This window comes from Rubrivivax soli (genome assembly GCF_049810355.1).
Taxonomy (GTDB): Bacteria; Pseudomonadota; Gammaproteobacteria; order Burkholderiales; family Burkholderiaceae_C; genus Rubrivivax.
Map to the genome: position 1 here is coordinate 4,341,735 of NZ_CP187368.1, position 18,644 is coordinate 4,360,378.

At 74.1% G+C, this 18,644-nt stretch carries 17 protein-coding genes and 1 pseudogene; 12 read left to right on the plus strand and 6 right to left on the minus strand.

The window, feature by feature from the left end; all coding sequences use genetic code 11:
- Positions 1-65: 65 nt before the first annotated feature.
- On the minus strand, positions 66-956 hold the full coding sequence (locus tag ACPOLB_RS19910) for a LysR family transcriptional regulator (protein ID WP_425257772.1): 891 nt from the start codon (positions 954-956) through the stop codon (positions 66-68).
- Between the two features lie 97 nt (positions 957-1,053).
- On the opposite strand from ACPOLB_RS19910, the gene bla reads away from it, so the two are divergent.
- The 3 genes from bla to ACPOLB_RS19925 all read left to right on the plus strand — a co-directional run bounded on the left by bla (position 1,054) and on the right by ACPOLB_RS19925 (position 4,100).
- Positions 1,054-1,926: a class A beta-lactamase gene (gene bla, locus ACPOLB_RS19915; RefSeq protein ID WP_425257773.1), complete on the plus strand. Its 873-nt coding sequence runs from the start codon at positions 1,054-1,056 to the stop codon at positions 1,924-1,926.
- 98 nt (positions 1,927-2,024) lie between these two features.
- Complete coding sequence (locus ACPOLB_RS19920; RefSeq protein ID WP_425257774.1) at positions 2,025-3,053, plus strand: demethoxyubiquinone hydroxylase family protein; 1,029 nt, start codon at positions 2,025-2,027, stop codon at positions 3,051-3,053.
- 120 nt (positions 3,054-3,173) lie between these two features.
- Positions 3,174-4,100, plus strand: a complete 927-nt coding sequence (locus ACPOLB_RS19925) for a hypothetical protein (RefSeq protein WP_425257775.1) — start codon at positions 3,174-3,176, stop codon at positions 4,098-4,100.
- Positions 4,101-4,162: 62 nt separating this feature from the next.
- Here the strand turns inward: ACPOLB_RS19925 and ACPOLB_RS19930 are convergent, their stop codons facing one another.
- Complete coding sequence (locus ACPOLB_RS19930; protein WP_425257776.1) at positions 4,163-5,059, minus strand: LysR family transcriptional regulator ArgP; 897 nt, start codon at positions 5,057-5,059, stop codon at positions 4,163-4,165.
- A gap of 74 nt (positions 5,060-5,133) precedes the next feature.
- On the opposite strand from ACPOLB_RS19930, the gene ACPOLB_RS19935 reads away from it, so the two are divergent.
- Both ACPOLB_RS19935 and ACPOLB_RS19940 read left to right on the plus strand, forming a co-directional pair.
- Positions 5,134-5,781 (plus strand): LysE/ArgO family amino acid transporter, encoded by a 648-nt coding sequence (locus ACPOLB_RS19935; RefSeq protein WP_425257777.1) that lies wholly within the window; start codon positions 5,134-5,136, stop codon positions 5,779-5,781.
- 145 nt (positions 5,782-5,926) lie between these two features.
- Positions 5,927-8,338, plus strand: a complete 2,412-nt coding sequence (locus tag ACPOLB_RS19940; RefSeq protein WP_425257778.1) for an MASE3 domain-containing protein — start codon at positions 5,927-5,929, stop codon at positions 8,336-8,338.
- Positions 8,339-8,429: 91 nt separating this feature from the next.
- On the opposite strand, the gene ACPOLB_RS19945 is transcribed toward ACPOLB_RS19940, so the two are convergent.
- Positions 8,430-9,029: a PA14 domain-containing protein gene (locus ACPOLB_RS19945; protein WP_425257779.1), complete on the minus strand. Its 600-nt coding sequence runs from the start codon at positions 9,027-9,029 to the stop codon at positions 8,430-8,432.
- Between the two features lie 188 nt (positions 9,030-9,217).
- On the opposite strand from ACPOLB_RS19945, the gene ACPOLB_RS19950 reads away from it, so the two are divergent.
- Entirely contained in the window at positions 9,218-10,195 is a 978-nt protein-coding gene (locus ACPOLB_RS19950; protein ID WP_425257780.1) for an alpha/beta hydrolase, read from the plus strand.
- Here the strand turns inward: ACPOLB_RS19950 and ACPOLB_RS19955 are convergent.
- Together ACPOLB_RS19955 and ACPOLB_RS19960 are read right to left on the minus strand one after the other, a co-directional pair.
- Positions 10,185-10,496, minus strand: a pseudogene (locus tag ACPOLB_RS19955) (phosphatase PAP2 family protein); the annotation flags it as partial. The gene ACPOLB_RS19950 and the pseudogene ACPOLB_RS19955 sit on opposite strands and share 11 nt — an antisense overlap.
- Positions 10,497-10,780: 284 nt before the next feature.
- The gene (locus ACPOLB_RS19960; protein WP_425257781.1) at positions 10,781-12,643 is read right to left on the minus strand and encodes a phosphoethanolamine transferase; all 1,863 of its coding nucleotides are present in this window, start codon (positions 12,641-12,643) and stop codon (positions 10,781-10,783) included.
- Between the two features lie 145 nt (positions 12,644-12,788).
- Here ACPOLB_RS19960 and ACPOLB_RS19965 point away from each other — a divergent pair, with 145 nt between their 5' ends.
- The 3 genes from ACPOLB_RS19965 to ACPOLB_RS19975 all read left to right on the plus strand — a co-directional run bounded on the left by ACPOLB_RS19965 (position 12,789) and on the right by ACPOLB_RS19975 (position 16,138).
- On the plus strand, positions 12,789-13,529 hold the full coding sequence (locus ACPOLB_RS19965; RefSeq protein WP_425257782.1) for a hypothetical protein: 741 nt from the start codon (positions 12,789-12,791) through the stop codon (positions 13,527-13,529).
- A 75-nt stretch (positions 13,530-13,604) separates the two neighbouring features.
- Positions 13,605-15,422 (plus strand): monovalent cation:proton antiporter-2 (CPA2) family protein, encoded by a 1,818-nt coding sequence (locus ACPOLB_RS19970; RefSeq protein WP_425257783.1) that lies wholly within the window; start codon positions 13,605-13,607, stop codon positions 15,420-15,422.
- A gap of 80 nt (positions 15,423-15,502) precedes the next feature.
- Positions 15,503-16,138: a PEP-CTERM sorting domain-containing protein gene (locus ACPOLB_RS19975; RefSeq protein WP_425257784.1), complete on the plus strand. Its 636-nt coding sequence runs from the start codon at positions 15,503-15,505 to the stop codon at positions 16,136-16,138.
- Positions 16,139-16,159: 21 nt separating this feature from the next.
- On the opposite strand, the gene ACPOLB_RS19980 is transcribed toward ACPOLB_RS19975, so the two are convergent.
- The gene (locus ACPOLB_RS19980) at positions 16,160-17,002 is read right to left on the minus strand and encodes an SAM-dependent methyltransferase (protein ID WP_425257785.1); all 843 of its coding nucleotides are present in this window, start codon (positions 17,000-17,002) and stop codon (positions 16,160-16,162) included.
- A gap of 84 nt (positions 17,003-17,086) precedes the next feature.
- Here ACPOLB_RS19980 and ACPOLB_RS19985 point away from each other — a divergent pair, with 84 nt between their 5' ends.
- From ACPOLB_RS19985 to ACPOLB_RS19995, 3 genes are all read left to right on the plus strand, one after another.
- On the plus strand, positions 17,087-17,887 hold the full coding sequence (locus tag ACPOLB_RS19985; protein WP_425257786.1) for an alpha/beta fold hydrolase: 801 nt from the start codon (positions 17,087-17,089) through the stop codon (positions 17,885-17,887).
- Between the two features lie 67 nt (positions 17,888-17,954).
- Entirely contained in the window at positions 17,955-18,224 is a 270-nt protein-coding gene (locus ACPOLB_RS19990; RefSeq protein ID WP_425257787.1) for a DUF3297 family protein, read from the plus strand.
- Between the two features lie 21 nt (positions 18,225-18,245).
- Positions 18,246-18,614, plus strand: a complete 369-nt coding sequence (locus ACPOLB_RS19995; protein ID WP_425257788.1) for a YbaN family protein — start codon at positions 18,246-18,248, stop codon at positions 18,612-18,614.
- The last annotated feature ends 30 nt before the right edge of the window (positions 18,615-18,644 follow it).

The following is an 18,644-nucleotide window of genomic DNA, read 5'->3' on the forward strand; positions in this document are numbered from 1 at the left end:
GGCGGCACCGGACCGCCGGCGTTCGACGCGCCCCGTGGCTGCCGTCCACGGCCCGCAACCCGCGCCTAGCCGCTGGTGGCCCGCGCCGAATCGACAGCCGCCACCGTGCCCAGCAACCAGCCGCGCACGGCCTCGTAGGCCGGCGGCGGCTCGCGCCCCAGGGCGCGCGTCAGCCAGTAGCGGCCCGCGTCGATCGCGGTGGCAAAGGGCTGCACGAGCCGGCCGCTGGCCAGTTCGCGGCGGAACATCGTCGCGGGGGCCAGCGCCACGCCGGCGCCGGCCATCGCGGCCTGCACCATCAGCACCGAGGCGTCGAACTGGGGGCCGCGCGGATTCAGCGGCGCGCAGCCCGCGGCCTGCGCCCAGGCCGCCCAGTCGCTGCTGCGGTACGACCGCAGCAGCGTGCAGCGCCGCAGGTCCTGCGGCGACTCCAGCCGCAGCCCGGGCGCGCACAGCACGGTGAGCGGCGCGGCCTGCAGCGGCAGCGCTTCCACGCGGTGCCAGGCACCGTCGCCGAAACGGATCGCCGCGTCCACCGTCTCGGTGGCCAGGTCGAGCTTGTTGTTGTGCGTCTGGATGCGCAGGTCGATGGCCGGGTGGCGGGCCTGGAAGTCGGGCAGCCGCTCCAGCAGGTGCCCGTGCAGGTAGGTGCCGACGACCGCCAGCGTGAAGCGCTGCGGCGGCGTCGTGTCGTCCAGCAGCGCCAGCGCGCCGTCGAGCTGCGCGAAGGCCTGCTGCACCGCGGACGCGATGCGCGCGCCGTCGTCGCTGAGCAGCAGACCCCGCGCGGTGCGCAGGAACAGCGGCTTGCCGATCTGTGCCTCCAGCGCCTTGATCTGGTGGCTGACGGCGGCCTGCGTGACGCACAGCTCGTCGGCGGCGCGTGTCATGTTCAGGTGCCGCGCGGCGACCGCGAAGGCGTGCAGGTGGTTCAGCGAGTAGCGGGCAAGGCTCATGAGGCAACCTAAGGACTGGCGTGACGTGATTTCGTTGGTGCCCCCCGAGTCTGCCGCGAAGAATGCGGTGTCACGCCACTGACCCATGAGTTCCCGTATGAACGTGACACGACGAACCCTCTTGCTCGCCGGCCTGCTGCCCGTGCCTGTGGCGGCCGCCGACGCCTTGGCTGCGCTGGAGCGCCGCGCCGGCGGTCGCCTTGGCGTGGCGCTGCTCGACACCGGCTCCGGCCGGCGCTGGGTCCACCGCGGCGACGAGCGCTTCGGCCTGTGCTCGACCTTCAAGCTGCCGCTGGCCGGCGCGGTGCTGCAGGCGGTGGACCAGGGCCGGCTGCGCGCCGACGCCCGGCTGCCGCTGCGCCGGTCCGAGCGTGTGCCCCACATGCCCGCCACCGAAGCCTGGCTCGCGCGCGGCTGGGCCACGCCGCTGGCGCTGGCCGAGGCCGCGCAGGTCACCAGCGACAACCTGGCCGCCAACGTGCTGCTGCGCGCACTCGGCGGGCCCGAGGCCTTCACCGGCTGGCTGCGCGCGCAGGGCGATCCGGTGACGCGCATCGACCGCTACGAGCCCGCGTTGAACCGCGTGCTGCCCGGCGACGCGCGCGACACCAGCAGTCCGGCGGCCTTGGCCGGCACCGTGGCGCGGCTGTGCGCCGGCGACACCCTGCAGGCTGCCAGCCGCGACCGGCTGATCGCCTGGATGGTGGCCACCCAGACCGGCCGCAACCGGCTGCGCGCCGGACTGCCCGCGGCCTGGCGGGCCGGCGACAAGACCGGTACCGGTTTCAGCCCCGGCCTGCCCGACCGCCTCAACGACGTCGCGGTCTTCTGGCCGCCGGGCCGCCAGCCCTGGGTGCTGGCCTGCTTCTACGAAGGCCCGGCGCAGAGCACCACGTGGGTGCGGCCGCAGGACGAAGCGGTGCTGGCCGAGGTGGGCCGCCTGGCGGCGGACTTCGCACGCGGCGCCTGAGGGCGCGCGCCGCGGGCTCGGCAGAGGGCTGCCCAACAAGCTGCCGACCGAAAGGCCGGGTCCGCACAGGGCCGGCGCAAGGCGTGCAGCATCGCCACATGCCGACCACCCATGTTCCGGCGCCGGCCGGCGGTGTCGCCGATGCGACCGCCGCGCCGACCGCCAGCGCAACGAACGACGCGATGGATGCAACCGCCGCCACGTCCGCAACCGCCACCTGCCCCGACGGCGCACTCACCGTCCTGTTCGACGGAGCGTGCCCGCTGTGCCGCCGGGAGATCGCGCTCTACCAGGGCCTGACAGCGCGCCAGCCGCTGGCCTTCGTGGACGTGTCCAGCGCGACTGCCGACCTGCCGCCCGGCACCGACCGCGCCACGCTGCTGGCGCGTTTCCACGTGCGGCGCGCCGACGGCAGCCTGGTGAGCGGCGCGCGCGGCTTCGCGGCGCTGTGGGCCGTGCTGCCGGGCTGGCGCTGGCTGGCCCGCATCGCGGCGCTGCCCGGCGTGACGCCGCTGCTGGAAGTGCTCTACCGCGTGTTCCTGCGGCTGCGGCCAGCGCTGCAGCGGGTGGCGGCGTCGTTCGAGCCGCCCGCGATGGCGGTGCCCGCCAGCCTGCGCGCCGACCTGCGCAGCGACCACGCCGGGGAAACCGGCGCCGTCTGGATCTACCGCGGCGTGCTGGCGGTGGCGCGCGATCCCGCCGTGCGCGACTTTGCCCGCCGCCACCTGGCCACCGAGCAGGAGCACCTGCGCCTGGTGACCGCGCTGCTGCCGTGGCCGCAGCGCAGCCGCCTGCTGGTGCCCTGGCGCGTGGCCGGGTTCCTCACCGGCGCCCTGCCGGCCCTGGCCGGGCCGCGTGCCGTGTTCGCCACGATCGCGGCGGTCGAGACCTTCGTCGACCGCCACTACCAGCAGCAGATCGACCAGCTCGACGCCCTGCCACCGGCCCGGCGCAGCGCCAGCGCGCCGCTGCGTGCGTTGCTGGCGCAGTGCCAGGCCGACGAGTGCGCGCACCGCGACGAAGCCGCCGCGCTGGCCGCGCCGCGCGCCGGGCCGCTGCTGCGCGCCTGGTGTGCCGCCGTCGGCCGCGGCTCCGCAGTGGCCGTGGCGGTGGCCCGCCGGCTGTAGGCCCCGGCCGCGGCGGCGCTCTGCCCGCCCGGCGCGCCGCTGCGCTGATGGGATTGACAGCGCACCGACCGGCTGGCGAGACTTGCCGCCCCGATCAGCGCCCGTGGAGTCCGGCCGGCCATGCACACCTTCCAATGCAGATCCTGCGCCTTCGTCGGGCAGTTCGGTGCGTCCTACGTCTATGAACTGGCCGGCAAGCCGTGCCCCAAGTGCAAGAAGTTCGGCGAGTGGCAGGACTACAAGGACGAGATGGCGCCGACCATCCTGGCGCGCGAGGACGAGAAGCTGGAGCGCCTGCGCATCGACCAGCAGCAACTGGTGGTGCGCCGCGACAAGTGCCAGTTGGAGTTCACCGCCGCGGCCGAGGCGCGGCAGGCGCTCGAGTCGCGCTACGAGCGCCTGGTCAAGGTCGATGCGGTGCAGGCCGCCAAGCTGATGAACGACCTCTTCAAGGCGACGATGCGCCTCGTCACGGCCGGCAACGACCTCGAGGACGCCAGCGCACAGCTGAAGGACGTGGACGAGGAGATCGACAACCTGGGCAACCGCTCCGCCGTCAAGAAGGACGCGCCGGTGGCGTACGCCAACGCCAGGAACGTGCAGCAGACGAGCGGCAAGAACAAGCTCTACATCGGCAGCCGGCAGTACGTCTCGCTGCACGCCCGGAAGTCGCCGAAGAAGAAGTTCCGGATCCTCGATGTGCCGAACTGGTCACCGGGGCTGAACGTCTCGTGGGTGGAAGGCGGCATCCGCGCCAAGGCGCAGTTCAAGATCAAGCTCAACCAGGGCGACCAGTACGCCGACATCCCGCCCAAGGTGCTGCAACTCTTCCAGGACCCGGCCAACTACAACGCCGACGACTTCTTCAAGCTGTGCAAGGCGCAGGGCAAGGGCTCGCTGCTCTGGTACGACAAGGACGGTGCCGAACGTCCCACCTGGACGGCGCTGGAGATCTGGTGCCTGCTGCGCGCGGGCTACACCTTCCGCTTCGCCGACAGCAAGACCGACGGCGCCGGGCGCAAGATCGTCCTGATGCCGCCCTTGTGACGGCGCCGCGGCTGCCGCCGACGTGGTGACGCCGACGCGCGTGCCGGCCCGCGTGGCTGCGCTCACACCGGCAGCAGCGCCCGGCCCGCCGCTGCCAGCACCGCGCGGCTCAGGCCGTCCAGCCAGGCCGACGCGGCGCGGGCGTGCTGCCAGTGCAGCGGCACGTCGAGTGCGGTGCCGGGCACCAGTTCCACCAGGGTGCCCGCGCGCAGGTGCTCGGCGACCAGCGACAGCGGCTGCAGGCCCCAGCCCATGCCGGCCACCGCGGCGGTCACGAACGCCTGCGACGACGGCAGCGTGTGGCGCGGCAGTTCGACGTGCCGGTGGCACAGGCGCTGCACCCAGCGCGCCTGCAGGTCGTCCTTGGTGTTGAACACGAGGCTGGGCGCTTGCGCCAGGCTGCCGGCGCCGACACCGCCGGCGAAGTGGCGTGCCACGAACGCGGGGCTGGCCGCCGCCAGGTAGCGCATGGCGCCCAGCGGCCGGCTGTTGCAGCCGGTGGCCGGCCGCGCGCTGCCGGTGACGGCGGCGAGCACGGCGCCGCTGCGCAGCCACCCGGCGGTGTGGTCCTGGTCGTCCACCGCCACTTCCACCAGCACCGGCGCTTCGGCCGCGTAGGCCGCCAGTGCCGGCGTGAACCAGGTCGCCAGGCTGTCGGCGTTGACGGCCACCGGCAGCGGCACGCGTGTCAGCCCCTGCGGCGCCAGCGCCGGCAGCGTGCCCTGCAGTTCCTGCTCGAGCACCCGCACGCGGTCGACGTGCTGGCACAGGCGCCGGCCGGTGTCGGTGGGCCGGCACGGCTGCCCGCGCACCACCAGCGCGCTGCCGACACGCTCTTCCAGCTGCCGGATGCGCTGCGACACCGCCGACGGCGTGACGTGCAGCGCCTGCGCGGCCCGTTCGAAGCTGCCTTCGCGGACCACGGCGGCCAGTGCCGAGAGCGCTGCGTAGTCCAGCATCGATTCAGTTTGGCTAACTTGGGTTCAGCAACTTGAGTTTGGCTGCATCCATCGGTGCTGGCAAGCTGGTGTCCATGCCGATCCTCGAACCCGTCGCCCAGGCCGCTCCGGTCTACGTGCAAGGCCTGGTCCTGGGCCTGGGGCTCATCGTCGCCATCGGCGCGCAGAACGCCTTCGTGCTGCGCCAGGGGCTGCGCCGCGAGCACGTGGGCAGCGTGGTGCTGTTCTGCGCCCTGGCCGATGCGGTGCTGATCGCGGCCGGCGTGCTGGGCATGGCGCAGGCGCTGCGCAACAGCCCGGGGCTGGCGCGGGCGCTGGCGCTGGGCGGCGCCGGCTTCCTGGCGCTGTACGGCTGGCAGGCGCTGCGCCGTGCGCGCCGGCCGCAGCGGCTGGAAGCCGCGGCCGGCGGCGCCGGCCTGCAGCGCGGCGCCGCGCTCGCGCAGGCGGCGGCCTTCACGCTGCTGAACCCGCATGTCTACCTGGACACCGTGCTGCTGGTGGGCAGCATCGGTGCCCAGCAGCCCGCTGCGCTGCGCGGCTGGTTCATCGCCGGCGCCGGCAGCGCCAGCGCGCTTTGGTTCGTGGCGCTGGGCTTCGGTGCCCGGTGGCTGGCGCCGTGGTTCGCGCGCCCGCGGGCCTGGCAGGTGCTGGACGGCGTGATCGGCGCGACCATGCTCGTGCTCGCGGCGCTGCTGCTGCGCCACGCGGCGGCCGGCGCCTGAGGCTGCAGGCGCCGGTGCGGGATGCGGGCGGACGCCAATGACGGGCGTGTACCGCCCCGGGTAGCATCCGCCGGCCGCAGCCCGGTGTCTCGGGGCGGGCCAGCACGCACGACGCCCTTGCCGTCGTGGAGGAGAACGCGCTTCGATGAACCGGCCGGGAACCTGGAAGTACGCCGCGGCGGCCGCAGCCGCGGTGGTCGGCATGCTGCTGATCGTGAACGCACCGGCGCTGACCTCGCGCTCGCTGCTCGAGGGCCGCATGCTCAGCGTGCACCTGGTGCTGGAGCTGTTCGCCATCGTGATCGCGGCGCTGATCGTCACGGTGTCGTGGCACACCTTCGACCGCCGCGCCGACCACGCCGCGCGTGCGCTGGTGGCCGGCTTCACGGTGGTCGCCATCTGCGACCTGCTGCATGCGCTGACCTACCAGGGCATGCCCGCGTTCCTGACCGAGAGCAGCACGCCGCGCGCGATCTTCTTCTGGCTGATGGGGCGCAGCTTCGAGGTGCTGGCGCTGGGGCTGATCGCGCTGAACGCCGTGCCGGCGCTGTCGCGCAACCTGTCGCTGGCGCTGGGCGGCGCCACCGCGCTGGCGGTCGGCGCCTTCGGCTCCTACGCGATCGACGCGTTTCCGGCGACCTTCGTCGACGGTGTCGGCGTGACGCCGTTCAAGGCCCGCTACGAATACACGCTGGCGGTGCTGAACCTGCTGGTCACCGTGCTGCTGTGGCGCCGCGCGCAGCGCGACGACAGCCGGCAGCTGCGGCTGCTGGCGCTGTCGAGCTTCCTCATGGGCGTGGGCGGCTTCGCGTTCACGTCGTACGTTGCGCCGTCGGACTTCCAGAACATCGCCGGCCACCTGTACAAGGTCGTCGCCTACACGCTGCTGTACCAGGCGACCTTCCTCGCCAGCATCCGCGCGCCCTACGACGCGCTGCGCGCCTCGGAGTCGCAGCTGCGCGAGAGCCGGACGCGCCTGGAGACGCTCAGCGCCAACCTGCCGCAGTCGGTGCTGTACCAGGTGGTGCGCGGCCACGACGGCACGATGCGCTTCACCGAGGTCAGCACCGCCATCGAGCGCATCAACGGGCTGCGTCCGTCGCAGGTGCTGCGCGACCCGATGGCCTGGTACGACCAGATCCATCCCGAGGACCTGCCGGCGTTGGTGGCGGCCGAGCAGCGTTCGGCCGAGACGATGCTGGTGTTCGACTGCGAGGCGCGGCTGCGGCGCGCCGACGGCAGCCAGCGCCGCATGCACTTCGTGTCGGCGCCGCGCCGCCTGGACGACGGGCGCATCGCCTGGGACGGCGTGCAGACGGACGTCACCGAGCGCGCCGAGGCGCGCGACATCCGACGCGGGCTCGAGCTGCAGCTGCGCGAGGCGCAGAAGATGGAACTGCTGGGCACCTTCGCCAGCGGCATCGCGCACGACTTCAACAACGTGCTCGGCTCCATCCTCGGCAACGCCGCCATGGCCCGCGACGACGTGCGGCGCGGCGCCACCGCCGAGGCGCTGCACGGCATCGAGCAGGTCCACAAGGCCGGCGACCGGGCACGCGCGCTGGTGCGCCAGATCCTGACCTTCAGCCGCCGCGAGCGTGCCGAGCGGCAACCGCAGCCGCTGCAGCCGGTGGTCGCCGAGAGCCTGGCGCTGCTGCGCGCGACGCTGCCGGCGAACGTCGAGGTGCAACTGCAGGCGGCCGCGCCGCACGCGCTGGCGCTCGTGGACCGCACGCAGATCGAGCAGATCGTGCTGAACCTGTGCAGCAACGCCTGGCAGGCGATGGGCGAACGCGGCGGCCGCATCGTCGTGCAGATCGACGAGACCCTGCTCGACGGCGAGGCGGCGTTGTGCCTGGGCCTGGTGCCCGGCCACCACGTCCGGCTGCGCGTCGAGGACAACGGCAGCGGCATGGACGCGGCGACACGCCAGCGCATCTTCGAGCCCTTCTTCACCACCAAGCCCCGGGGCCGCGGCACCGGCCTCGGGCTGTCGGTCGTGCACGGCATCGTGCAGGAACACGAGGGCGCGATCACCGTGCAGTCGAGCCCGGGGCAGGGCACGCGGTTCGAGATCCACCTGCCGGCGCTGGCCGCGGCGGCGGCCGGCGACGCGGCGGCCGCCACCACCAGCGGCGCCGTGGCGGTGGACGGCGGCGGCCTGCGTGTGCTGTACCTCGACGACGACGAGATCATGGCGCTGATGGTCGATCGCCTGCTGCAGCGCGCCGGCTTTGCCGTCACCTGCCTGCAGGAGCCGCAGGCGGCGATCGACGCGCTGTGCGCCGTGCCGCCGGCCTTCGACCTGCTGGTCACCGACTACAACATGCCGCTGCTGTCGGGCCTGGACGTGCTGCGCGCGGCGCGGCAGGTGCGCCCCGGGCTGCCGGCGGTGCTGACCTCGGGTTCGGTCAACGACACGTTGCGCGCGCAGGCGCTGGCGCTGGACGTGGCCGAGGTGCTGGAGAAGCAGCACACGCTGGAGGCGCTGGCACCGGCCATCGAGCGCACGTGGGCGCGGGTGGCGCGGATGCAGGTGGCGGCGGCCGCGGGCTGAGCGCGGCGCTGCAATGACGAAGACCCCGCCGAGGCGGGGTCTTGCTGCACGCCGCCGGCCGCATCGGCAGCGGCCGGCCGGTGGATCGGGATCAGCCGCGCTTGCGGCGGCTCAGGCCCAGGCCCAGCAGGCTCAGGCCCACCAGCGCCATCGTGCCCGGCTCGGGCACGCCCTGCACCAGCGCGTACGGCGCCGTGCCCTTGGCACCGAAGAACTCGAGCGACGCGCCGCCGCCGTTTTCCAGGTAGACGATCTCCAGCGCGTGGTAGCCGGCGGCAAAGCTGCCGGTGAACGTGGTGGTGCGGTTGTCGGCCACGCCGTCGGCGGTGGCGCGCACGACGCCGTCGATGACCAGGCGGGCACCGTCGTCGTGGTTCATGCCGAACGTGTAGGTGCCGGCGGTGTCGAGGTAGAACAGGCCGGTGATGTGCGCCGCGAAGGTGTCGGGCGGGCTCACGGGCCAGGCGTTGTTGACGCTGAAGAGGCCGCGCGTGCCATCGCCCAGGTCGTCGAAGTCGATGATGGTGGCGTTCACCGTCGCCGTGGCCAGGCCAGTGGCGATGGCCGCGTCGGCCTGCGTCAGGTTCGTCATCGGCGCCGCATCGAAGATGCGCACGACGTAGGCGGACGCATGGGTCGCGGGCAATGCAACCAGTGCAGCGGCAAAGGCCAGGGAACTCAGCTTGATCACGCGATGGACTCCTTGTTGTGTGTCTCAGCCGCAGCCAGAAACAGCGATACGGCGCAGGTTGTTACAAAGCACGAAACAAGCCATCCGGAAAAGTCGATTGAAAACAATCACTTGCGATGATCCCTGTTGCATCTGTGTCAACTTGTTCGACATCGGGTTACCACGCCGGGTGTGCGAATAATCACGCCATGCCTGCACCGCCCACCGCTGGTCGTTCCGTGCTGCGCGCCTCGCCCGCGCTGCCGTGGCGGGCACTGGCGCTGCTGCTGTGCGCGCTGTGCACCGGCTGCGCGGTGGTCGACTTCGAGCAGCGGCGCTGGATCTTCCAGCCCACCGACAACACCTGGGCGCCGGGCGTGGCCGCGGCCGCGGGCATGCAGGACGTGTGGATCGAGCACGTCTCGGCGCATGCGCCCGACCGCGGCGAAGCCGTGCGCCTGCATGCGCTGTGGCTGGGCCAGGCCGATCCGGCGGCGCCGGTGCTGCTGTTCCTGCACGGCGTGCGCTGGGACGTGCATGCCAGCGCGCCGCGCATGCGGCAGTTGCACGCGCACGGCTTCGCGGTGCTGGCGGTGGACTACCGCGGCTTCGGCCGCAGCACCGACACCATGCCCTCCGAGACCCTGGTGGCCGAGGACGCCCGCGCCGCGTGGGACTGGCTGGCGCGCGCGCACCCGCAGGCGCGGCGCTTCATCTACGGCCACTCGCTGGGCGCGGCCATCGCGGTGCGGCTGGCGCACGAGGTGCAGGACGAAGCCGGCCTCGTGCTCGACGGCGCCTTCACCTCGCTGGTGGACGTGTTCCGCAGCTGGCGCTGGGGCTGGCTGCCGGTCGGCTGGATGATCACGCAGCGCTTCGACGCCGCGGCGCGCATCGCGCAGGTCGGCTCGCCGGTGCTGCTGGTGCATGCGCGCGACGACACCATGGTGGCGCCGCGCCTGGGCAGCGCGCTCTACGAACGGGCGCTGCCGCCCAAGCGCTTCGTGCTGGTCGACGGCGCCGTGCACGAGGACACCGGCGTGGTGGGCGCGGCCGCCATCGGCCGGGCGCTGCGCGAGCTGTTCGGGCCCGGCGGCTGGCCTGCCACCGCCCCCAGCGCGGCGCCAGCGCCGCTGCCGCCACTGCCAGCGCCGCACACACCCAGCCCGACCACAGCACGTGGCTGACGAAGTGCGCGCCGCGCACCACCTGGGCCGCGCCGAACAGCGCGCCCAGCGCCAGCACCGCCGCCAGCAGCCAGCGTGCCTGCCGCGGGTGGGTGTCGCGCCACAGCAGCGGCAGGCCCAGCAGCGCGAAGGCCGAGACCGCGTGGCCCGACGGAAAGCAGTGCCCGGGGCCGCCGTCGGCCACGCCGATCCACCAGTGCGGCACGTACAGCGCCGGGCCGCCGAAGCTGGCCAGGTCCCAGGGGCAGCTGCTCAGGCTGCCGCGCTTGAGCGCCGGCACCAGCAGCGCGCTGGCCAGCATCACGACCCACCAGAAGCCACGCGCCGCGCGTGACGGCCCGGGCCACAGCGGCCGCCAGGCGTCGAAGGCCAGCAGCGCCAGGCCGCCCAGGCCGAGCCAGCGCCCGCCGTCGTGCAGCGTGCCAGCGGCGAGCCAGTGGTCGCGCCACGCAAAGCCTTCGGCCGTGCCGAACCAGCGGCTCACCGCCAGGTCCTGCCCGGCCAGGTCCCAGGCCAGCACCAGCCCCAGCGCGGCGACCAGCCAGGCCAGGTCACGCCGCGTGCGCCCGACGGAAGGCGTCGCCGTCACGGGTGGGCAACCGCGGTGGCGCCAGGCGTGGTGCCGGCCGCGCTGGCGAGCGCGGCGTCGGCCATTCGGCAGCCCTGCGTCAGGTCCAGCGCCGGCGCGTGCAGCGCGGTGCGCACGTCCAGCAGGCCCAGCACGGTGTGGAACAGGTGGTCGTGCGCGAGCGGTGCCGCCTGCAGCCGCTGCCACGCCGGCTGCAGGCAGCCCTCGGGCAGCCCGGCGGCGCGCTCCAGGCCCGGGCTCGTCCAGGCCAGCATCGGCACGCGGGTCTGCACGTCGGGGGCGATGGCGAACGGCAGGCCATGCAGGAACAGCCCGTGCTCGCCCAGCGACTCGCCGTGGTCCGACACGTACAGCAGCGCGCTGTCCACCGTGCCGGCACGCGCCTGCAGCCGGGCGATGGCGCCGGCCAGCACGTGGTCGGTGTAGAGCAGGCTGTTGTCGTAGGCGTTGACGACCTGCTCCACGCTGCACCGGCGCAGGTCGTCCTCGCGGCAGTCGGGCTGGAAGCGCGCGAAGGCGGCGGGGTAGCGGCGGAAGTACGACGGCCCGTGGCTGCCGATCATGTGCAGCACCAGCAGCTGCGTGCCCTGGGCGTTCTCCAGGCGGCGGTCCAGGTCGAGCAGCAGCGCTTCGTCCAGGCAGCGGCCGTCGTTGCACAGTGCTGGCGCGTCGGCGGGCTGCACGGAGTCGGCGGGCAGGCCGTCGCAGACGCCCTTGCAGCCGCTCTGGTTGTCGCGCCAGTGCACCTGCACGCCCGCACGCGCCAGCACGTGCAGCAGCGACTGCTGGCCGCGGATGCGGGCCTCGTCGTAGTCGCGACGGCCCACCGGCGCGAACATGCAGGGCAGCGAGGTCTCGGTGTTGGTGCCGCAGGACTGCACGCTGGCGAAGTTGACGAGCCTTCCGTGGCCGGCCGCCCCGGCCGAGCCCTGCGACTGCGCCAGTGCCCGTGCCAGCTCGGGCGTCGTGGCGCGCGGCGACAGCCCGGGCGCGCCGGCGTTCAGTCCCCAGTTCGCGGCGCGCGCCGTCTCGCCCACCACCAGCACCAGCAGCAGCGGGCGCCGGCGCGCCGCCCACGACGGGCCCGGCGCCGCGTCGAGGCCGATCGGCTCGCGCGGGCGCGCGGCACCGCGTGCGTCTGCAGCGACCACGGCGCCGGCCGACCACACCAGGTTGGCCGGCGTGACCAGGTAGCGCAGCGCGCGCTGGTTGCGCATCAGCGACGACAGCGGCTGGAACACCGCCAGGCCGGCGCCCAGCAGCACGGCGGCGGCGCCCAGCAGCAGGGCCCCGCGCAGCGGCAGCGCGCGGCTCCAGCGCCGCGGGGACACGCGCACCCAGGCCAGCAGCGCCAGCGGCAGGCCTGCGTAGACGGCCATGTGCAGCACCAGCGCCGGGCTGAGCAGCTCGCGCGCCTCGGCCGGGTGGGTGCGCAGCAGGTTGCGCAGCATCGTCGGGTCGAGGTAGATGCCGAAGGCCTGCATGTAGAACAGGGCCACGGCCGCGGCCACGGTCAGCAGCGCCAGCACGGGCTTGACGGTCCAGCGGCTGCACAGCAGGGCCAGCAGCAGCGTGTGCAGGGCCAGCAGCATGACGACCAGCGCCGCACCGAAACCCCAGGCTGCAGCGTCGCCCGGATCGCGGCCCTGCAGCGCCGCGCGCAGGAAGGGCAGGTTGGCGCCCAGCGCCCAGGCGGCGCTGGCCAGGAGCACCAGCACTTCCACCGACACGGCGGGGCGCCGTGCCAGCCGCCGCCACAGCGCGGCGTGCCACGGGGCGGCGGCGGCCGAGGTCGGGGACGCGGGAGAGCGTGCAGGCGAGGGGCGCAGCGGCATGCCGGCATTGCGCCAGCCCTGCATGAAGCCCACCTGAAGACGCCGGGCGTGGCGCCTGGCCGGGTTTGGGCTACGCTCGCCGCACCGTTCCACTGTCGCGGCCACCGGCCCACCGACGACTCCGCTTCATCCGCCCGACGCCTTGGATTCCGCGCCACCTCCCACCCTGTTGCGCCTCGTGTTCCGCGGCGAGTGCCAGCCCGGCCACCATCCGGTGGCGGTGCGCGAGGCCGTCGCGATGGCCCTGCACCTGGACGACCGGCGCACCGCGCAGCTCTTCTCGGGCCGCAAGGTGGTGCTGCGGCGCGCCGTCGACGAGGCCACGGCCATGCGCTACATCGCGCGCTTCGCGATGCTGGGGGCGGTGCTGTACGCAGAGCCGTCCCGGCACGCGCCGCCGGACCGGCCGGCGGCCCCGGTGCGCCCGGCACCGGCGGCGCTGCCGTGGCGGCAGGGCCTGCGCTGGGCCGGCATCGGCGCGCTCACGGTGCTGGGCGGGGCGTCGCTGGGGCTGCTGCTGGGGCCCGGGCTGACCGGCTGGCTGCAGCCCGGTGCCGCAGACGGCGCCGCGCTGCCGCCGCCGCAGCCGATGCCGGTGCTGGCCACGGTGCTGCCGGCCATGGTGCCGGCGGAGGCTCCGGCCTCCGCGCCGGCCGGCGAGATCGCGCCCGGCGTGCCGCTGCCGCCCGAGATGACCGACGCTGCGCTGCGCGCCTACCGGCTGGGCTACGCTGCCGCGGCGGGGCACAAGGCCTTCGCGCTGTCGTCGCGCGGCGTGCACGCCTGGCACGCGGGCGCCGCCACCGACGACGCCGCGCGCGAAGCCGCGCTGGGTGGCTGCATGGCCGCGCTGCAGGCCGAGGGCGACAGCTGCCGCGTCGTCGACGCCGACGGCCAATGGCAGGATTGACGCCGCGGCGATGCCGGCTCGGCGCTGCCGTCGCCACCGCCGCCTCCCTTCCCGATCCGTTCCTGAAAGCAATCCATGGCCGCTTCCGCTGGTGGTGATCAACTCGTGCAGGTCGTGGCGCTGCTGGCGGCCGGTGTCGTCGCGGTGCCGCTGTTCAAGCGCCTGGGCCTGGGCTCGGTGCTGGGCTACCTGGCGGCCGGCGTGGCCATCGGGCCCTTCGGCGCCGCGCTCTTCGCCGACCCCGCAGCCATCCTGCACGTGGCCGAGCTGGGCGTGGTGATGTTCCTCTTCATCATCGGCCTGGAGATGCAGCCCACGCGGTTGTGGAGCCTGCGGCGCGAGATCTTCGGCCTCGGGCTGGCGCAGGTGCTGGCCTGCGGCGCGCTGCTCACCGGCGTCGGCGTGCTCGCCGGGCTGGCGCTGCCGGTGGCCTTCGTCGCGGCGATGGGCTTCGTGCTCACCTCCACCGCCACCGTGATGCTGCTGCTGGACGAACGCGGCGAGACCGTGTCGCCCAAGGGCCAGCGCGTGGTGTCGATCCTGCTGCTGGAAGACCTGGCCATCGTGCCGCTGCTGGTGGTGGTGGCGCTGATCGCGCCGGCGCAGGTCGACAGCACACGCCCGGTGTGGCAGGTGGTGGCGGTGGCGCTGGTGGCGGTCGCCGGTGTCGTGGCGGCCGGGCGCTGGCTGCTGAACCCGATGTTCCGCGTGCTGGCGGCCGCCGAGGCGCGCGAGGTGATGACGGCCGCCGCGCTGCTGGTGGTGCTGGGCTCGGCGCTGCTGATGCAGTCGGCGGGGCTGTCGATGGCGATGGGCGCCTTCCTGGCCGGCGTGATGCTGTCGGAGAGCAGCTTCCGCCATCAGCTCGAAGCCGACATCGAGCCCTTCCGCGGCATCCTGCTGGGGCTGTTCTTCCTGAGCGTGGGCATGGCGCTGGACCTGGCGGTGTTCCAGAGCCACTGGCTGCAGATCGGTGCGGGCGTGCTGGTCTTCATGCTGGTGAAGGCGCTGGGCATCTACGGCGTGGCGCGGCTGTTCCGTGCCCGCCACGCCGAGGCACTGCACCGCACCGTGCTGATGGCGCAGGGCGGCGAGTTCGCCTTCGTGCTGTACACCGCGGCGCAGGGGGCGGGCATCATCGACGGGCCGATGAATGCGGTGCTGACGGCGGTGGTGATCCTGTCGATGGCGCTGACGCCGCTGGCCGTGGGCGCGCTGCGCTGGCTGCTGCCGCAGGCGGCGCCGGACACCGACGGTGTCGAAGCGCCCGACGGGCTGGACGGCAAGGTGCTGATGATCGGCTTCGGCCGCTTCGGCCAGGTCGCCAGCCAGGCGCTGCTGGCGCGCGGGGTCGACGTGTCCATCATCGACCGCGACACCGAGATGATCCAGAGCGCCGAGTCCTTCGGCTTCAAGGTCTACTTCGGCGACGGCACACGGCTCGACGTGCTGCAGGCCTCGGGCGCGGCGACGGCGCAGGTCATCGCCGTGTGCGTGGACGACAAGGCCGCCGCGCTGCGCATCGTCGAGCTGGCCAGGCACGCCTTCCCGCAGGCGCAGCTGCTGGTGCGCGCCTTCGACCGCGGCCATGCCATCCAGCTGATCGCCGCAGGCGTGGACTACCAGATCCGCGAGTCCTTCGAGTCGGCCAGCGCCTTCGGCGAGGCCGCGCTGCGCGCCATCGGCGCCGCGCCCGAGGAAGCGGCGCAGGTGGCGGCCGACGTGCGGCGGCGCGACGCCGAGCGCCTGTCGCTGCAGATCACCGGCGGCATCCGCGCCGGCGTGGAGCTGATGCACAGCAACCGCATGAAGCCGAGCCCGCTGACGCCGCCGGTGCGCCAGGGCCAGACGCTGCACGCACCAACAACTGAAACACGCGAACCCGCAGCCTGAAACGGGGGTGCGACGGGGGCTGGCAACACTGCCGGGCAGGGTGTTGCCGCGGTGGCGACACCGCAGCAGGAAAGCCCCCGATGAAGTTCAGCACCCTCGCATCCCTCCTGGCAGCGGCCTGCTGCGTGCAGGCCCAGGCCGGCCCCATCACCAGCGTCGACGATCCCGCCCTGGCCGGCGCGGCCGTGTACGACTTCCAGTCCTCGCCGGCAGGCGTCGACCTGACCAGCCTCGCCATTCCCGGCGTGGCCACGATCACCGACGGCGGCGAAGGCAACATGTACGTGCTGACCGACTTCGGCGGCCCCGACCGGCATCTGTACAGCGGCGGCTCGCAGACGCTGACGATCAGCTTCGACAACGCGGTCTCGGCCTTCGGCTTCGACTGGTACGCGATCGACTGGGGCCTGGAGGTGACCGCCTTCGACGTCGACGGCGCGGCGCTCGCAGCGATGCTGCTGCCCGGCGGTGGTGCCGACTGGGGCTTCTCCGGCCTGGCGGCCGCGGGCATCCGCACGGTCACGCTGTCGGCGCTGGGGCCGGGCGGCGCGCCGTACGCCGACAACTACCTGATCAGCACGCTGCACTACAAGCTGGCGTCGGGCGGTGCCAGCACGGTGCCGATGCCGGTGCCCGAGCCGGCCGGCCTGCTGCTGTCGGGCACCGCGCTGCTGGGTCTGGCGCTGCAGCGCCGGCGCCGCGCCGCCCGCGCGTAGGCGGCTGGACCAGCGCCCGCCTCAGCCGCAGCCCTGCGGCCCGGCGCGCGTGAAGCGGCGGCCGTCCAGCCGCTGCGCCGGGCCGTGGGCCTGCTGCAGGTGCAGGGTGTCGCCGTCCACCGCCAGCACCACCGCCGCGCCGGCCGGCTCGGTGCCGGCGTGCAGGCCGGTGGGCGTGGCGCGGCCGTCGAACACCACCAGCGGTGCATCGGCACCGTCGGCCGAGAGCGTGGCCGAGACGGCCTGGAAGCGCTGCGTCACCGCCAGCGAGCCGCCGGCGGTGCACCACAGCCCGCCCACGCGGGCCGGCACGCGCCACAGGTGCACGGTGGAGCGCTTCTCGCGGCCGATGGCCTTGTCCGGCACGTCCAGCGTGATGCTGCGCTCGGGCGTCCACTCGCCCATGTCCCAGTCGTGGCTGACGATGCGCGTGCCCGGCGCCAGCGCCAGCAGGCGCGGGCGCAGCTGCAGGTTGAACTCGGGCAGCAGGTACATCGTGATCACCTGGGCCTGCGCGAGATCGGTGCGGAACAGGTCCTGCTCGCGGAACTCGGCGCGGTCGGCCACGCCGGCCGCGCGGGCGTTGTCGCGGCTCTTGCGCACCAGCTCGGGCGAGATCTCCACGCCCAGGCCGCGCGCGCCGAAACGCCGCGCCGCGGTGATGACGATGCGGCCGTCGCCCGAACCGAGGTCGACGACGAAGTCGCGCGGCGTCACGCCGGCGAGCTCCAGCATCGCCAGCGTCACGTGGTCGGGCGTGGTGATGAACGGTACCTCGTCCTGCGCGGCGGCGCGGCCGGTGTGCAGCACGCAGGCCAGGGCCAGCAGCACGGCGGGCAGGCGGCAGAGAGCAGAGGCAGGCATGGGCAGGCGCGTGGACGTGAAAGGGAATCGGCAACGCCGGACGGGTCGCGCATTCTGCGGCAGTGCGCTGCTAGAGTGCCGCGCATGACCGACGCCACCCCGTTCTTCCGCGAAGCCGGGGCCGGCCCCGGCGTGGTGTGCCTGCACGCCAATGCCAGCAGCTCGTCGCAGTGGCGCGCGCTGATGGAGCTGCTGGCGCCGCGCCACCACGTGCTGGCACCCGACAGCCACGGCGCGGGCAAGGGCCCGCCGTGGCCGCAGCGGCTCGACCGGCCGCTGGCGCTGCGCGACGAGGTGGCGCTGGTCGAACCGGTGCTGGCGCGCGCCGGCACGCCGCTGGACCTGGTCGGCCATTCCTACGGCGCCGCGGTGGCGCTGGTGGCGGCGCTGCAGCAGCCCGCGCGCGTGCGCCGGCTGGTGCTGTACGAGCCGACGCTGTTCGCGCTGGTCGACGCCGACTCGCCGCGGCCGAACGACGCCGACGGCATCCGCGACGCCGTGGCACGGGCCGGCGTGGCGCTGGACGCCGGCGACGGCGACGCCGCCGCGGCGCACTTCATCGACTACTGGATGGGCCCGGGTGCCTGGGCCGCCACGCCCGAGGCCCGCCGACCGGCGATCGTGGCCGCGGTGGCGCACGTGCGCGGCTGGTCGCAGGCCCTGTTCGGCGAGCCCACGCCGCTGGCGGCCTGCGCCGCGCTGCGGATGCCGGTGCTGCTGCTGCAGGGCAGCGCCACCACGGCGTCGGCCCGCGCCGTCGTGCAGCGCCTGGCGCGCACGCTGCCGCAGGTGCAGCTGCAGGTGCTGGAGGGCCTGGGCCACATGGGGCCGGTGACGCACCCCGAGCGCGTCAACGCGGCGATCGCGGCCTTCCTCGCGGCCTGAGCGCCGGCCGAGGACAATGCAGCCCGGCGCCGCCGACGCGCCGTGTTCACCGTTCCCAGGACCCCCGATGACCGAAGCCCCTGCCGCCGCCCCCCAGCCGCCACTGCCCGACCGCCTCTCGGTCGACCCGGCCAGCCCGCACCACGTGGCGGCCGTGTTCGCGCACGACATCGGCATCCGCCTGAACGGCAAGGAGCGCCACGACGTCGAGGAGTACTGCTTCAGCGAAGGCTGGGTCAAGGTGCCCGCGGGCCGTGCGGTGGACCGCCGCGGCCGGCCGCTGCTGATCAAGCTGAAGGGCAGCGTGGAAGCCTTCTACCGCGCACCGGCAGCGTAGCCGGACCCGCGGGCCGCGCCCATGCCCACCGCCGCGCTGAAACGCCTGCTCTGGCGCGCGCTGGCGGCGCTGTGCGTGCTGCTGGGGCTGGTGGGCGTGGTGGTGCCGGGCCTGCCCACCGTGCCCTTCCTGCTGCTGGCGGCGTGGGCGGCCAGCCGCGGCTGGCCGGCGCTGGAGCAGTGGCTGCTGAACCACCCGCGCCACGGCCCGGGCATCCGCCGCTGGCGCGCGCACGGCGCGATCCCGCGGCGCGCCAAGTGGGCCGCCACCGTGATGATGACCGCCAGCAGCACCGTGCTGCTGCTGGCGCCGGTGCCGCTGTGGCTGCGCATCGCCGCGCCGCTGCTGATGGCGTGCGTGGCGCTGTGGATGTGGCGGCAGCCCGATTGAGCTGACCGCCACGCGCGGCCACGGGGCGTG

What these genes read in the sequence shown, in the direction of transcription:
- ACPOLB_RS19910 (WP_425257772.1), bottom strand. Translation starts at nt 956, where the DNA reads ATGAGCCTTGCCCGCTACTCGCTGAACCACCTGCACGCCTTCGCGGTC.
- bla (WP_425257773.1), top strand. Translation starts at nt 1,054, where the DNA reads ATGAACGTGACACGACGAACCCTCTTGCTCGCCGGCCTGCTGCCCGTG.
- ACPOLB_RS19920 (WP_425257774.1), top strand. Translation starts at nt 2,025, where the DNA reads ATGCCGACCACCCATGTTCCGGCGCCGGCCGGCGGTGTCGCCGATGCG.
- ACPOLB_RS19925 (WP_425257775.1), top strand. Translation starts at nt 3,174, where the DNA reads ATGCACACCTTCCAATGCAGATCCTGCGCCTTCGTCGGGCAGTTCGGT.
- ACPOLB_RS19930 (WP_425257776.1), bottom strand. Translation starts at nt 5,059, where the DNA reads ATGCTGGACTACGCAGCGCTCTCGGCACTGGCCGCCGTGGTCCGCGAA.
- ACPOLB_RS19935 (WP_425257777.1), top strand. Translation starts at nt 5,134, where the DNA reads ATGCCGATCCTCGAACCCGTCGCCCAGGCCGCTCCGGTCTACGTGCAA.
- ACPOLB_RS19940 (WP_425257778.1), top strand. Translation starts at nt 5,927, where the DNA reads ATGAACCGGCCGGGAACCTGGAAGTACGCCGCGGCGGCCGCAGCCGCG.
- ACPOLB_RS19950 (WP_425257780.1), top strand. Translation starts at nt 9,218, where the DNA reads ATGCCTGCACCGCCCACCGCTGGTCGTTCCGTGCTGCGCGCCTCGCCC.
- ACPOLB_RS19960 (WP_425257781.1), bottom strand. Translation starts at nt 12,643, where the DNA reads ATGCAGGGCTGGCGCAATGCCGGCATGCCGCTGCGCCCCTCGCCTGCA.
- ACPOLB_RS19970 (WP_425257783.1), top strand. Translation starts at nt 13,605, where the DNA reads ATGGCCGCTTCCGCTGGTGGTGATCAACTCGTGCAGGTCGTGGCGCTG.
- ACPOLB_RS19975 (WP_425257784.1), top strand. Translation starts at nt 15,503, where the DNA reads ATGAAGTTCAGCACCCTCGCATCCCTCCTGGCAGCGGCCTGCTGCGTG.
- ACPOLB_RS19980 (WP_425257785.1), bottom strand. Translation starts at nt 17,002, where the DNA reads ATGCCTGCCTCTGCTCTCTGCCGCCTGCCCGCCGTGCTGCTGGCCCTG.
- ACPOLB_RS19985 (WP_425257786.1), top strand. Translation starts at nt 17,087, where the DNA reads ATGACCGACGCCACCCCGTTCTTCCGCGAAGCCGGGGCCGGCCCCGGC.
- ACPOLB_RS19990 (WP_425257787.1), top strand. Translation starts at nt 17,955, where the DNA reads ATGACCGAAGCCCCTGCCGCCGCCCCCCAGCCGCCACTGCCCGACCGC.
- ACPOLB_RS19995 (WP_425257788.1), top strand. Translation starts at nt 18,246, where the DNA reads ATGCCCACCGCCGCGCTGAAACGCCTGCTCTGGCGCGCGCTGGCGGCG.